The organism is Siphonobacter sp. (genome assembly GCF_048595215.1).
Lineage (GTDB): Bacteria > Bacteroidota > Bacteroidia > Cytophagales > Spirosomataceae > Siphonobacter.
Window position 1 is genome coordinate 1 of record NZ_JBMDWJ010000275.1, and the last position, 13,398, is coordinate 13,398.

Sequence of the window (13,398 nt, forward strand, 5' to 3'; positions counted from 1 at the left end):
TTTTAATTTAGAGATAGTGAAACAATTTTTCCGAAAAGCTCTTTATCGGTATACAACAAGCTCCTAAATCCTCGAAGCCCGTACGATGCCCACACAAACGGATATACTCATTGCTGGCGGGGGCCTGGCCGGACTCACGGCGGGGTTGCATCTTGCTCGGCAGGGGTTTGGGGTGGTTGTGCTTGAAAAGCAGCAGTACCCACAACATAAGGTGTGCGGTGAATACATTTCTAATGAGGTGCGTCCGTATCTTTCTTCGCTGGGAATTGAGGTGGATACGCTGAATCCTGCCCGAATTTCGAAGTTCTTACTGACTACGCTGGAGGGAAAGACCTTACGCAGTGCTCTGCCGTTGGGTGGTTTCGGCGTTAGTCGTTATCGGCTGGATGCCTATCTGTATCAGCAGGCTCGTAAGGCGGGGGTACAAATCGAACAAGCTCACGTACAGCGGATTGACTTCGAAGGAAATCGCTTTACGGTGAGTACTTCAGAGGATTATGTATACGAAGCTCCGGTCGTTATTGCGGCGTACGGAAAACGCTCCCGGCTGGATTCGCAAACACCCCTTTCGCCTTGGATGGCCGTAAAAGCTCATTATCGGGTTCCTTTTCCGGATGATCTGGTATCCCTGCATACCTTCCGGGGTGGCTATTGCGGTATGTCGCAGGTGGAAGACGAAGTAGTGAATGCCTGCTATCTGGTACAGGCGGAAGTGTTCAAGCCTTATAAAAACCCGGAAACGTTTCAGCAACAGGTGCTTTCGCAGAATCCTTTTCTACGGGATTTCTTCGAACGAGCCGAGCCTATTTTTGATAAACCATTAGCGATCAGCCAAATATCATTTGCTTCTAAACCAGCTGTCGAGAATCACGTCATACGCTGTGGCGATACGGCCGGGCTTATTCACCCTTTGTGCGGGAACGGGATGGCCATGGCGATCCACAGTGCCAAGTTGGCGGCGGAAGCCATTACTGCCTTTTTTCGTCACGCCGACCGATCGCAACTCGAAGCTGAGTATACCCGTCAATGGAACCAGAATTTTAGAAACCGACTCACAGCCGGACGTCTTGTACAGTCCCTGTTACAGCGACCCGTACTGACTTCGCTGGTGATGAAATCCGCTCCGCTTTTCGCCGGCCTGCTTCCTGCTATTGTCCGGCAAACGCACGGCAAACCCTTTTCGTATGCCCCTGAATACTCGTAATCGCAGCCGTGAACCTGAAGTAATGGATGATTTCTCACTGGAAGGTGAAGAACTGCGGGATACCCTGGATGAAATCGCAGCCATCAATCGCTGGCTGGGGGGAAACGCGGTTACGCTGAACGGCGTGAAACAGCTACTTCGACAGATAGACCGTCAGGAAACGGTGACCATCCTGGATATAGGTTGTGGCAATGGCGATATGTGCCGGGCTGTAGCCGACTGGGGCCGAAAAATGGGCCGGTCTTTGAAAATCATCGGGGTGGATGCCAATGCTTTTACCATCGATCACGCTCAGCAATGTTCCTTAGAATATCCCGAAATTTCCTATGAAGTGCTGGATGTGTTCAGCTCTGATTTTCAAGCCCTGAATTATGATGTGGTGTTAGCCACGCTGACCCTCCATCATTTCAGTGACACTGAAATTCGGTATCTGCTGAACCTGTTTAACGCTCAGGCCCGAATCGGTGTAGTAGTCAATGACCTGCATCGCAGTACCTGGGCCTACCGCCTGTTTGAACTCGTTTGCTGGGCGTTCCGACTGCATCCCATGACCCGACAGGACGGACTTATTTCCATCCTGCGGGGCTTTAAAAAATCAGAACTCGAAGCCTTTTCCAAACAGGTTTCCTTTGCTTCGGTTCGTATCACCTGGAAGTGGGCGTTCCGCTACCAATGGATTTTGAAAAACGTATGCCTGTAACCATTACCACGGTAGCCAAAGCCTCCCCGCCGCATTCCAGGGCTACTAAAGAGATTATGCCTTTTCTGGAAACCTGGCTGGCTGGTCAGGAACCTCGTTTTCAGCGAAAAGTCGTGAAAATTTTCGAAAACGCGGCGGTCGATCAGCGGTACTCCATCATGGACCCGGAAGAGGTATTTACCCGTACGTCTTTTGAAGAGAAAAACCTGATTTATCGGCGGGAAGTCGTCAAGCTGGGAGAAACCGTTGTCAGTCAGGCACTGACTCAGGCGGGCTGGCAGGCAACCGATCTGGACTTTCTCATTACGGTGAGCTGTACGGGCATGATGATTCCGTCGGTGGATGCCTTTCTGATCAATAGCCTTCAGATGCGGCAGGATATTGTACGCCTGCCCGTCACCGAAATGGGTTGTGTGGCGGGGGTATCCGGACTGATTTACGCGAAAAATTTTCTGAAAGCGAATCCTGGCAAACGGGCGGCAGTACTGGCCATCGAAGCTCCCACGGCAACTTTCCAGCTCGATGATTTTTCGATGGCAAACATCGTCAGTGCGGCTATTTTCGGCGACGGTGCGGCTTGCGTACTGGTGTCTTCGCACCCTGACGATACAGGCCCCGAAATCATCGATGAGGAGATGTATCACTTTTACGATGCCATCGACATCATGGGCTTTGACCTGACCAATTCCGGCCTGCAGATGGTACTCGATAAAGCGGTACCCGAAACCATTGCCGCTCACTTCTCGGCCATTGTCGAGCCTTTTCTAGCTAAAAATGGACTGACGCTCGGTGACGTTTCGCACCTGATTTTTCACCCCGGCGGCAAGAAAATCGTGGAAACGGTGGAAGAATTGTTCAGTGCCTGGAATAAAAACCTGGATGATACGAAAGAGGTGTTGCGTCAATTCGGTAATATGTCGAGTGCAACGGTTCTTTACGTGCTCGAACGGTTCCTGCAAAAACAGCCTGAAAAAGGCTCCATCGGGCTGATGCTAAGTTTTGGTCCTGGTTTTACAGCTCAGCGGGTCCTGCTTCGCTGGTAAATTGAAATAATTGATTCATGAAATCCGAGGAAATTCTGGCCCTACTGCCGTACCAGACGCCCTTTTTATTCGTAGATGCCTTGCAGCACGTGGACGAAAACGGCGTAGAAGGGACCTACACGTTCCCGGCTGATTCGTATTTTTATCAGGGTCACTTCAAGGATTTACCCGTGACGCCCGGTGTCATTCTGACCGAAGTGATGGCTCAAATTGGGGTGGTATGCCTGGGTATTTTTTTGGTAGCCTCGGTACAGGGCATTGAAATGGCTCTGTCATCCGTTCAGATTGACTTTTTCATACCCGTGTATCCCGGAGAAACCGTAACCGTTCGTTCAAAGAAAGACTATTTTCGTTTTCATAAATTAAAGTGTCAGGTACAACTGTTCAACAGTCGGGGCGAATTAGTCGCTCGGGGCAGTATTGCGGGCATGATTAAACCAGAGGCTTATGCGTAAACGCGTCGTTATTACGGGTTTGGGGGTCGCTGCTCCTAATGGCGTAGGGATTCCGGCTTTTACGCAGGCCTTGCAGGCGGGGGAGAGCGGCGTCCGCTTTCAACCCCAGCTAGCCGACTTGAAATTCTCCTGTCAGATCGGCGGTATACCGCCCGTCACCGAGGGGCAGAAGCAACAGTACTTCAGCGAACTACAGTTGAAACAGCTCAATAGCAGCGGCATTCTCTACGGCGTCATGGCCGGTGTTGAAGCCTGGCGAAAGGCTGGTCTGCCTGAACAACCGACTGAACCGGACTGGGACAGCGGCATTGTGTTTGGTACGGGGATGTTGGGCGTAGACAAATTTCGGGAAGCCATTTACAAAGTAGATGAAGGGCAGGTACGGCGACTGGGCAGTACGGTCGTGACGCAAACCATGGCCAGCGGCATCAGTGCCTATTTGGGTGGAATGCTGGGCTGCGGGAATCAGACGACAACCAATTCTTCCGCCTGTGCCACGGGCACGGAAGCCATTCTGTGGGCCTACGACCGCATTGCCAGCGGTCAGGCCCAACGGATGCTGGCGGGCAGTTGCAACGATCACGGACCCTACATCTGGGGCGGGTTTGACGCCATGCGGGTGATGACTTATCAGCACAACGACTCACCCGAACGCGGCTCCCGACCGCTAAGTGCTACGGCCAGCGGTTTTGTACCCGGCAGTGGAGCGGGTGCTTTAGTACTCGAATCGCTGGAAAGTGCCCTGGCCCGGAATGCGGCGATTTACGGTGAAGTACTCGGCGGCCATGTCAATGCCGGTGGGCAGCGGGGCGGTGGTTCTATGACGGCTCCGAATCCCACGGCCGTACGCCGCTGCATTGAACAGGCATTGGCTCACGCAGGGGTATCCCCGGAAGCCGTGGATCTGATCGATGGCCATTTGACGGCGACAACGAAAGATTCCGCCGAAATTCTGGCCTGGACGCAGGCCCTGGGCCGAAGCGGGGCGGATTTTCCGTACATCAATTCCCTGAAAGGCATGATCGGCCATTGCCTGAGTGCCGCCGGAGCCATTGAAAGTGTAGCGGCGGTACTCGAACTGAGTGAAGGCTTTATCTATCCGTCCCGAAATAGCGAAGACCTACATCCCGACATTACCGCCTTGATTGATTCCGAAAAAATTCCTCAGCAATCTATTTCAAAAGCTATTCAGGTGATTGCTAAAGCTAACTTTGGCTTTGGCGATGTGAACGCCTGTGTCCTATTCAAAAAATACGTATGAACGAAGCCCAATTGATCGAAAGTCTGAAAGAGATTATTAAACCTTACGTACAGGACGAAGAAGCCTTTGCTCAGCTTTCCCCGGAGTCAAATTTTATTAAAGACCTGAAAATCAATTCGGCCAATCTGGTGGATATTGTGCTGGACGTCGAAGAAGTCTACCAAATTGAAATCGACAACGAATCCATGGAACGCATGCAAACCGTCGGAGCTGCTATGGATATTATCCGGGAAAAAGTCAGTGATTGATCTGGTCGATCTGGCTCAGGCCCGGCGGGACAGTAACTGGCAACGCCGGGGCTTTCTCGATAAGGTTTTTCTGCCGGATGAACAGCAACGCATCCGTACCGCCTCCGATCCCGACCGCATGGTCTGGACGCTCTGGAGTATGAAGGAAAGCGTGTACAAGCAGCATCCCGCCGCCGGCCGGGCCTTCGTGCCTTTGCAGATTCACTGTTTTGAACTGGATAGGGATAGCGGACTGGGACGGGTGAGCCACCAACAGAGCTGCCTGTACACCCAAACCCAAGATACACAGCCGTATATCCTGACCCTGGCTAGTACGGCTCCGGTGTTCGACCGAGCCCGGGTGCTTGGCTTGGCCGAATCCTCGTACGCATCTCAGCACGGGGCTCTGCGGCAGGCGATTCGATCGGAAGCGTCCTTGCGTTACGGCGATGGTGCATTCCTCAAGGATGCCGATGGGGCACCCTACTGGCAACAGACCACGACGGGACTAAACATTCCCCTCGGTATATCTCACCACGGACACTATGGGGCGTTTGTACTGCCCACCGTCTAACCTTTCATCCCAAAGCGTTCTTCCCCCAAAACAATCCCCTGGTACCAACGTTAGAGCAAGCATACCAGTTTGCGAAACGATGGAAGCTACCCTACACTTACGCGTCAACGGACAGTCGCATCGCCTCACCGTTGACCCAGCTACTCCTTTATTGTACGTCTTACGCAATCACTTACAGCTCAACGGTCCCAAGTACGGTTGCGGGCTTCAGCAATGTGGAGCTTGTATGGTGCTGCTGGATGGGAAAGCTCAACCGAGTTGTCTGATTGCCGTCGAAACCGTACAAAAACAGGAAATCACAACCCTGGAAGGCATCGCTCAGGGAACGCAACTCCATCCGGTCCAGCAGGCTTTCATTGTCGAACAGGCCGCCCAATGCGGGTACTGCCTCAACGGCATGATCCTGTCGGCGGTATCCCTGCTCAAAGAAAATCCCAGACCCGACGAAGCCGCGATTCGGGAAGGACTCGAACGCGTACTCTGCCGTTGCGGTACGCAAAGCCGTATCCTGCGGGCCGTTAAACGAGCCAGTTACTAAGCCTATGCAGACGTCACGAAGAGATTTTCTGAAAACGATGGGTACGCTGACGATTGGGTTCACGCTACCGTCCTGGGTACCCGAAGCGGATGAACTGCCGGGCAGCCTGCAACGAGATCCCCGCATTCGGGCTTGGCTGGAAATACTGGAGAATGGTCAGATTCGCGTTTTTACCGGGAAAATGGAACTCGGACAGGGGATTCGCACCGCCGTGGCCCAGGTAGCTGCCGAAGAGCTGAATTTGCCGTTGAGTCAGGTAGAAGTAGTAATGGCTGATACGAATCGTACGCCCGATGAAAGTTATACGGCTGGCAGTGCGTCGATCGAAAACAGTGCGATGGCCGTTCGGTACGCCGCGGCGGCAGCCCGGCAGAAACTGCTGGAACTGGCAGCGAAGCAATGGCGGAAGCCGGTGGAGGAGCTTCAGTTTGCCGCCGGTACGATTCGATGGAAAACGAAGCAGATCAGCTGGAAGGAACTCCTCAACGGAAAGCAATTACAGGATGAGGTACGAGGGAATGTAGCCCTTAAACCCAAGGAACAGTATCAACTGGTGGGTAAACCCATTCCGCGTCCCGAAATCAACCGGATGGTACGGGCAGAAACCTGGTTCATTCAGGATTTGCGATTACCCGGCATGGTACACGCCCGCATGGTGCGACCGCCTTCGTATGGAGCCCACCTCGAAAAACTCGATGAGTCAGACGTACGAAAACAGATTCCGGGGATTCAGAAAGTAGTCGTACAGGGAAGTTTGATCGGCGTGATCGCTACTGAAGAGTTTCAGGCCATGCAGGCCCAATGGACCTTGCAGGAAAGCGTTCGCTGGGCAGACGTACAACCCTTACCGACGGGTACGGCACTCGTTTCTTACCTGAAGTCCCTGCCCGCCCGCATTGAACGCGTGCACGAAAAAGGGCAACCGACCGGACCTACTACGATCAAGGCTCAGTACTACAAGCCCTATCTGATGCACGGCTCCATTGGTCCTTCGTGTGCCCTAGCCTGGTATCAGCAAGGGACGCTGCGGGTATGGTCGCACAGTCAGGGTGTATTTCCGCTGCGTGAAACGCTGCATCGGCTGCTGAAGCTGCCCCTAGATCAGATTCATGTCATCGGTATGGCGGGTTCGGGTTGTTACGGGCACAACGGAGCCGACGATGTAGCCGCCGAAGCCGCCTGGCTGGCGATAGCGTATCCGGAACATCCGATTCGTCTGCAATGGTCCCGCGATGAAGAACACGCCTGGGAACCTTACGGCAGTGCCATGATTCTGGAAGCCGAAGCCCGGCTGAGTACTGCGGGTCGGATTGAGCAGTGGAATTATACCCTCTGGTCGGATACGTACACGGCCCGGCCCGGTGGTGATCCAGCGAATCTGCTCCTGGGTCGTTACCTCGATCCGCCGATCCCTAAGAAATCGGCATCCAGTATCAATGGCGGTACCATTCGTAATTCCGAACCGTACTACCGTATCCCTGACGTATCCGTGGACGCTCATCAGTTCGAAGGTCCTTTGCGGGTTTCTTCCCTGCGGGCTCTGGGAGCATTCGGAAATGTCTTTGCGATTGAATCGTTCATGGATGAACTGGCCGAAAAAGCCCGGAAAGATCCCTTTGATTTTCGGATCATGCACCTGGAAGACGAGCGGGCCATTGCTGTTTTGCGTCGTTTACAAGAATTGATTCAAAACGAGCGGATAAAGCCGAAAGAAGGCATAGGAATCGCGTTTGCTCGCTATAAAAATACGGCGGCGTACTGTGCCGTAGCGGCTCGGGTACGCGTAAAAGGGGATCAGATTCAGGTCATGAATTTGTGGAGCGTGATTGACGCCGGTGAAGTCATCAACCCGGACGGCCTTAAAAATCAGACAGAAGGTGGACTGATTCAGGCCGCGAGCTGGACGCTGAAAGAACAGGTTCAATTCGATGCCCAGCAGATTACGAGTCGGGATTGGGTTTCGTATCCGATTTTCCGCATGAGTGAAATACCGGAAGTGGAGGTAGTCGTGATCGATCGCCCCCAGGAACCAGTGCTGGGAGCCGGTGAAGCGGTGCAGGGACCTACGGCGGCAGCTCTGGCCAATGCCCTGTATCGGGCTAGTGGCAAACGCGTACGGGACTTGCCTTTAGTACCCGCAAAACTCAAAAGCTGAAATAGGCCGTATTCTAATTCTTCGACGGATTTATAGGGATAAAGTACTAATTTCGGGCGTTAATTTTGAACGCATGTCAACACTCCCCAGCAACTACGGTTCTTTACTAGCCGAACTTCGTAATGAAATCAGCAAATCCCGCTTGCGGGCGGTACTAGCTGCTAATGCCGAATTATTGTACCTGTATTGGCGAATTGGTAAAACCATCATAACTCAATTAGAACAGGCCCAATGGGGTGATAAGGTTACAGCTCAATTGTCGATAGACTTACAGAAAGAGTTTACAGACATGAAAGGCTTATCTCATCGCAATATCAAGTATATGAGACAGTTCGCTACGATTCATCCAGATTTTTTAATTGGGCAACCGCCCGTTGCCCAATTACCCTGGAGCCACCATATTATTTTAATGGATAAAATAAAGTCTCGGGAAGAGCGGGAATTTTATACGCAGAAAGCTCTGGAAAACGGCTGGTCACGCGATGTGTTGAGTATGCAGATCAAATCCAGTCTGTATGAGCGGCAGGGTAAGGCCATCAGTAATTTCGAAGCCCGCTTACCAGCTATTCAGTCGGACTTGGCTCAACAGCTAACCAAAGATCCGTACATCTTCGACTTTCTTACCCTGCGGGAAGATCATCAGGAAAAAGACCTCGAAAACGCCCTGACCGAACACATTACGAAGTTTTTACTGGAATTGGGAGCTGGTTTTGCCTTTCTGGGGAAACAGTATCACTTGGAAGTAGACGGGCAGGATTTTTATATCGACTTGCTGTTTTACCACGTCAAACTTCGTTGCTATGTGGTGGTCGAACTGAAGACGGGAAAGTTTGTCCCGGAGTTTGCCGGGAAACTGAATTTCTACCTTTCTGTTGTAGACGATCAGCTAAAAAGCGAATTCGATCAGCCCAGCATCGGTCTGCTGATTTGCCAAGAGAAGAATAAAGTAGTGGCAGAATACTCGTTGAAAGACATTAATAAACCCATTGGCATCTCAGCGTACGAACTTACCGAGTCCATTCCCAGCGATCTCAAAGGAACCTTACCCAGTATTGAAGACATCGAGCAGGAATTGCTAAAAAGTCGTGCGTCAAACGAGGAATAGAGCAGGAAGAGAAAAGAATCAGCGGGTTTGCGACGCCCACAGGACGGCATTTCGGAAAATTGTAGTGAAAGCCTGATTCTGAAATAAGTCCGGATGATGGCCCATGAAAATATATACATTACGGGCTTTCATTTTTTCGTTCGACCAGATTACGGGATGATCACCCATTTTAATCTTCGAGTCAGGCTTATAACTTGATTCATCCACGGCCGCCAGCACCTTCACGCGGGGACGCGGGCTTCGATTGTACGTGTACCATTCTTCATGAGCTACCTCAAAGCTCGCGGGTACACCTTTCATGACCGGATGCTGATTTGCTTCTACCCGAACCGTAGCCGTAGCAAAGTCAGGGATGTAGTTTTTATACACAATCCCGCCCATAAACTCCGAAAACCAGGGCCACATTGGGTACCCGTCAAACTCGCCGAGTAAAGTTGCGTGATGAAAGCCAATCCAGCCACCTTTGCCCTGTTCAATGTAAGTGGTAAATGCCTTTTTTGCCTGCTCCGTCCAGCGATAGGGCGGATAGTTGAGTTGAATGACTAATGCGTGTTGGGCCAGAAAAGCATCCGTAATCGGCTCAGTGTCTTCCAGATAATCAATGGTGAAGGCCTGCTGCGTAGCCGGTTGAGCCAGCCAGGTTTTCGCCGCCGCTACAAAAGGGGCATGTACACCGCCATCTTTTTCGGCGAGCACCGCTACTCGAAAAGGTTTGGATTGGGCTTGTATACAACTAACGGAAACAGCAAGAGAGCAGCAAAGCAAAATCAGTTTTTTCATACCGGAGCAGCGGAAGGCTTATGCAACAGGCAAACGTAGGCAAATCACGAACGGAAATACATACATGAGCAGCTAAATCTTTTCAGGATCAATAATAATTCAACTCACAGTACTTCAAGCAAACTCCCTAAAACAAAAAAGGGTACCACTCGTGAGCGGTACCCATAGGTATGCAAGGGGGGAGTTAGTCTATTCCTAAAGATTTACTTTGGAGCAAGAAGGACGAGCCGTTTGAGCGTATACCGTTTCTAAAGAATGATCCAGTAAAACTAACGAAACAAATCCATTTTTGGAATTCCATTGGCACGTGGCTGCTTGCAGGTCAGCATTATAAGCACTTTCTTTCGTACAGGCACCCTGCTGTTTGATTAGCTGCTCTTTTAACGTGTCAAATTCACTTTTCTCCTGAATTGTATATTCAATCGAAACTAAGTAAAGCTCATTATTTTTAAAATACCCTTTTACTACGGCATCACGATTTTGCAGACGAAGCTGGTAGGTAATGCACTCTTCAGAAACGCTTTTGTGTAGCGACTGACCCGGTTGGGTCAAAGTCGTTTCCATCGTTTGCTGACTTATACCAAAATGAAGCCCCAAGGGTAAAGATGACTTAACCGGCGTAGTGGCCCAACTTAGCGTTGTGAAGGACAGGAATACGAAAAGGAATAGAAAACGTTTCATATAAAGTTTAAGTTAAAGGGGTTATTGATAATTGAGTGATACTATCAAAGACTATTGTCTTTTGATGTTTTAAATATGCTTCTATGAAAGGGACGAAAGGGAGATCTTTCGATGATTGGTAACTTTTAGCCGATGAAGTGAATAATAGTAGGGGGCGGCAACTGAACAACCCGTTAGCATAGACAAAATGCAATGCTGAGAGGTTACAAGGAAGAAGTAAAACCTACGGGCATTCGTAGCATTCAGACGAGGATTTTTATTAATTTTGAAAGTTTAAAGGGGATGTTCCATCGTCTTTTAATTAGCCAGAAGGCCAATGCTTTGAGAGCCGTGGGGAAATAAAATGGCCCATTGGTGCGGAAAGGCTCCACCCCACTTCCCTTCCTAGTATGAAACGATTACTGTGCTTACTGCTAAGTGTATTTTTCTTTAGCCAGAGTCAGGCTCAGCACCAACTGGCTTCGCCCCAAATTATCCATTACAGTACGACCGAATACAAAGCCGGCATGCAAAACTGGGACGTAGCTCAGGATCAGCAGGGGATTATGTACTTTGGTAACAATGAAGGCTTACTCACGTTCAATGGACGTTTCTGGAATACCTATCCGCTGGCTAATCATACGGCAGTTCGGTCTTTGAAGATTGATACTCAGAATCGGATTTACGTAGGAGGCCTCGGAGAAATCGGCTACTTTTTTCCTAATGCGAATGGCGTCCTGACCTATCATTCGCTGATGCCCTTACTGCATTCAAAAGATCGGAATTTCAGCGATGTCTGGCACATTTGCATTCGGGGCGAGGAAGTGTTTTTTCAGTCGCTTCGGCAGATCATGCGTTTGTACCGGGGCAAAATAACGGTGTACAAATCTACCCGTGCCTGGTCTTTTCTGGGGATGGCCCAGGAGCAATTGTATGCTCAAGACCGGGAGAAAGGGCTGTTTCGCTACGATCGCGGCACTTGGGTACTGCAATCATCCGAAGAACCCCTGCAAAAATTGGGGGTTACTTCGCTGCGATCCTACGGAAGGGACACGTTATTAGTAACCACCCTAGAACGAGGCGTCTTTCTTTTGCACGGTCCAAAAATCGAACGGAAGGCTACAGCCCTGGATGCCATTTTCAATTCAGACCGCATCTACTGTTCCGCTCAGGTAGGCCAGGAGACGTACGCCTTTGGAACAACCTCTGCGGGATTGTACCTGATGAATCGGGCCGGAAAAGCTCTCCAACAGTACACGAGTGCGGAAGGGTTACAAAACTCCAATGTCCGGGCAATCTGGCTGGATCGTAATCAGAACTTGTGGCTGGCACTCGACGACGGCATTGATTTTATTGCCCTCAACAGTCCCATTCAATACCTGTACCCCAGTGGCAATAAACATACGACGGGTTATGCTCTCTACAAGCAAGGCCGGACGCTGTATGCAGGTACATCGAACGGGTTATTTCGGGCCACGCTCGAAGGCTCTACGCAGGATTTAAGCCGGGCTCAGGGGACCTTTACGGAAATCCCAGCTGCCAAAGGGCAAGTCTGGCGATTAGGTGAACTGCGGGGCAAACTATACATGGGTCACGAAAATGGATTTTTTCAAATTGAACAGGACCAGGTAAAACCCATCTATCATTTTCCAGGAACCTGGTTATGGGTACCCTTTTCAGATACAGACTACCTGGTGGGTACGTACGACGGTTTACGACACCTACGGTATGAAAACGGTTCAGTAAGCGGCATGCAGGATTTGAAAGGGTTGAAAGAATCCCTCCGCTTTGTCTACGCCGATAGCGTCCGGCGTACCATCTGGGCTTCCCATCCCAGTCGGGGCGTATTTCGGATGCAGTGGTCGCCGGGAGATACGGCATTGCAGAAAATTCGCCTGTATACCCAGCAGGATGGACTTCCGTCGAGTCTGTACAATTATGTGTACGCGGTCAAAAATCGGCTGGTGGTCAGTACCGAACGGGGCATTTATGAATTTAACGAGGCTCAAAATCGCTTTATGCCTTCCAGCCTGTTTCAGCCCATTTTGGGAAATCTGGCCATTCAGTATTTGAAAGAAGATGCCCAGGGGAATATCTGGTTTGTGAGTCATAAACGGCTCGGCGTTATTGACTTTCAGCCTCGAAATGGACAGAAATTCCGGATCGTATATTTCCCTGAGTTAACGGATAAACTGGTGGGTGGCTTCGAATCCCTGTACCCCGTCGATCCGCAAAACATCTTCGTCGGTAGTCACAAGGGCTTCATTCACATCAATTACGAGCAGTATCGCACGCAGGTGAGCAAACCGCTCATTCTGCTCAGTGAAATCAAGGCAAGCGGCGACAGTGTTGTCTTCGGGGGCTATTTTGTACAGCAGGGAAAAGTAAAGGCTACGCAAGATTCCCAGCAACGCCTGCAACTATCGGCGGGCATGAACTCGCTGCATTTTGCCTATGCCTCACCCCTGGAATACGAGACGAATACCACGGAATACAGTTATCGACTGCAGGGGGAAACCGAGGAATGGTCAGCTTGGAGTACGAAAAGCGAGAAGGATTACACCAACTTGCCCTGGGGAGCGTACACCTTTCAGGTCAAAGCCCGGAACAATCAGGGAAACGAGTCGGCGATACTTTCCTATCAATTATACATCGAACCCGCCTGGTACGAAAGCTACTGGAGTTATCTGGTATAC

At 50.7% G+C, this 13,398-nt stretch carries 13 protein-coding genes; 11 read left to right on the plus strand and 2 right to left on the minus strand.

Going from position 1 to position 13,398, the window contains the following annotated elements:
• Positions 1-85: 85 nt before the first annotated feature.
• The 10 genes from ACOJTG_RS17200 to ACOJTG_RS17245 all read left to right on the plus strand — a co-directional run bounded on the left by ACOJTG_RS17200 (position 86) and on the right by ACOJTG_RS17245 (position 9,262).
• Positions 86-1,204: an NAD(P)/FAD-dependent oxidoreductase gene (locus tag ACOJTG_RS17200; RefSeq protein ID WP_420154957.1), complete on the plus strand. Its 1,119-nt coding sequence runs from the start codon at positions 86-88 to the stop codon at positions 1,202-1,204.
• Positions 1,185-1,904, plus strand: a complete 720-nt coding sequence (locus ACOJTG_RS17205; protein ID WP_420154958.1) for a methyltransferase domain-containing protein — start codon at positions 1,185-1,187, stop codon at positions 1,902-1,904. Before ACOJTG_RS17200 ends, ACOJTG_RS17205 begins: the two co-directional genes overlap by 20 nt.
• The gene (locus ACOJTG_RS17210) at positions 1,895-2,947 is read left to right on the plus strand and encodes a type III polyketide synthase (RefSeq protein WP_420154959.1); all 1,053 of its coding nucleotides are present in this window, start codon (positions 1,895-1,897) and stop codon (positions 2,945-2,947) included. The genes ACOJTG_RS17205 and ACOJTG_RS17210 overlap by 10 nt, the downstream gene beginning before the upstream one ends.
• Positions 2,948-2,964: 17 nt before the next feature.
• Positions 2,965-3,402 carry a 3-hydroxyacyl-ACP dehydratase FabZ family protein gene (locus tag ACOJTG_RS17215; protein ID WP_420154960.1) on the plus strand — a complete coding sequence of 146 codons (438 nt, stop codon included), beginning with the start codon at positions 2,965-2,967 and terminating at the stop codon, positions 3,400-3,402.
• Entirely contained in the window at positions 3,395-4,663 is a 1,269-nt protein-coding gene (locus tag ACOJTG_RS17220) for a beta-ketoacyl-[acyl-carrier-protein] synthase family protein (RefSeq protein ID WP_420154961.1), read from the plus strand. Before ACOJTG_RS17215 ends, ACOJTG_RS17220 begins: the two co-directional genes overlap by 8 nt.
• A complete protein-coding gene (locus ACOJTG_RS17225; protein ID WP_094814443.1) occupies positions 4,660-4,911 on the plus strand; it encodes an acyl carrier protein in 252 nt (83 codons plus the stop codon). Before ACOJTG_RS17220 ends, ACOJTG_RS17225 begins: the two co-directional genes overlap by 4 nt.
• Entirely contained in the window at positions 4,904-5,464 is a 561-nt protein-coding gene (locus ACOJTG_RS17230; RefSeq protein WP_420154962.1) for a 4'-phosphopantetheinyl transferase family protein, read from the plus strand. The genes ACOJTG_RS17225 and ACOJTG_RS17230 overlap by 8 nt, the downstream gene beginning before the upstream one ends.
• A 79-nt stretch (positions 5,465-5,543) precedes the next feature.
• On the plus strand, positions 5,544-6,002 hold the full coding sequence (locus ACOJTG_RS17235; RefSeq protein ID WP_420154963.1) for a (2Fe-2S)-binding protein: 459 nt from the start codon (positions 5,544-5,546) through the stop codon (positions 6,000-6,002).
• 4 nt (positions 6,003-6,006) lie between these two features.
• Positions 6,007-8,157: a molybdopterin cofactor-binding domain-containing protein gene (locus tag ACOJTG_RS17240; protein WP_420154964.1), complete on the plus strand. Its 2,151-nt coding sequence runs from the start codon at positions 6,007-6,009 to the stop codon at positions 8,155-8,157.
• Between the two features lie 73 nt (positions 8,158-8,230).
• The gene (locus ACOJTG_RS17245) at positions 8,231-9,262 is read left to right on the plus strand and encodes a PDDEXK nuclease domain-containing protein (protein ID WP_420154965.1); all 1,032 of its coding nucleotides are present in this window, start codon (positions 8,231-8,233) and stop codon (positions 9,260-9,262) included.
• 18 nt (positions 9,263-9,280) lie between these two features.
• On the opposite strand, the gene ACOJTG_RS17250 is transcribed toward ACOJTG_RS17245, so the two are convergent.
• Both ACOJTG_RS17250 and ACOJTG_RS17255 read right to left on the minus strand, forming a co-directional pair.
• Positions 9,281-10,042: a ThuA domain-containing protein gene (locus ACOJTG_RS17250; RefSeq protein ID WP_420154966.1), complete on the minus strand. Its 762-nt coding sequence runs from the start codon at positions 10,040-10,042 to the stop codon at positions 9,281-9,283.
• Between the two features lie 195 nt (positions 10,043-10,237).
• Complete coding sequence (locus tag ACOJTG_RS17255; protein WP_420154967.1) at positions 10,238-10,723, minus strand: hypothetical protein; 486 nt, start codon at positions 10,721-10,723, stop codon at positions 10,238-10,240.
• A 389-nt stretch (positions 10,724-11,112) separates the two neighbouring features.
• Here ACOJTG_RS17255 and ACOJTG_RS17260 point away from each other — a divergent pair.
• Positions 11,113-13,398 (plus strand): ligand-binding sensor domain-containing protein (locus tag ACOJTG_RS17260; protein WP_420154968.1); only part of this gene is annotated, 2,286 nt, incomplete at its 3' end.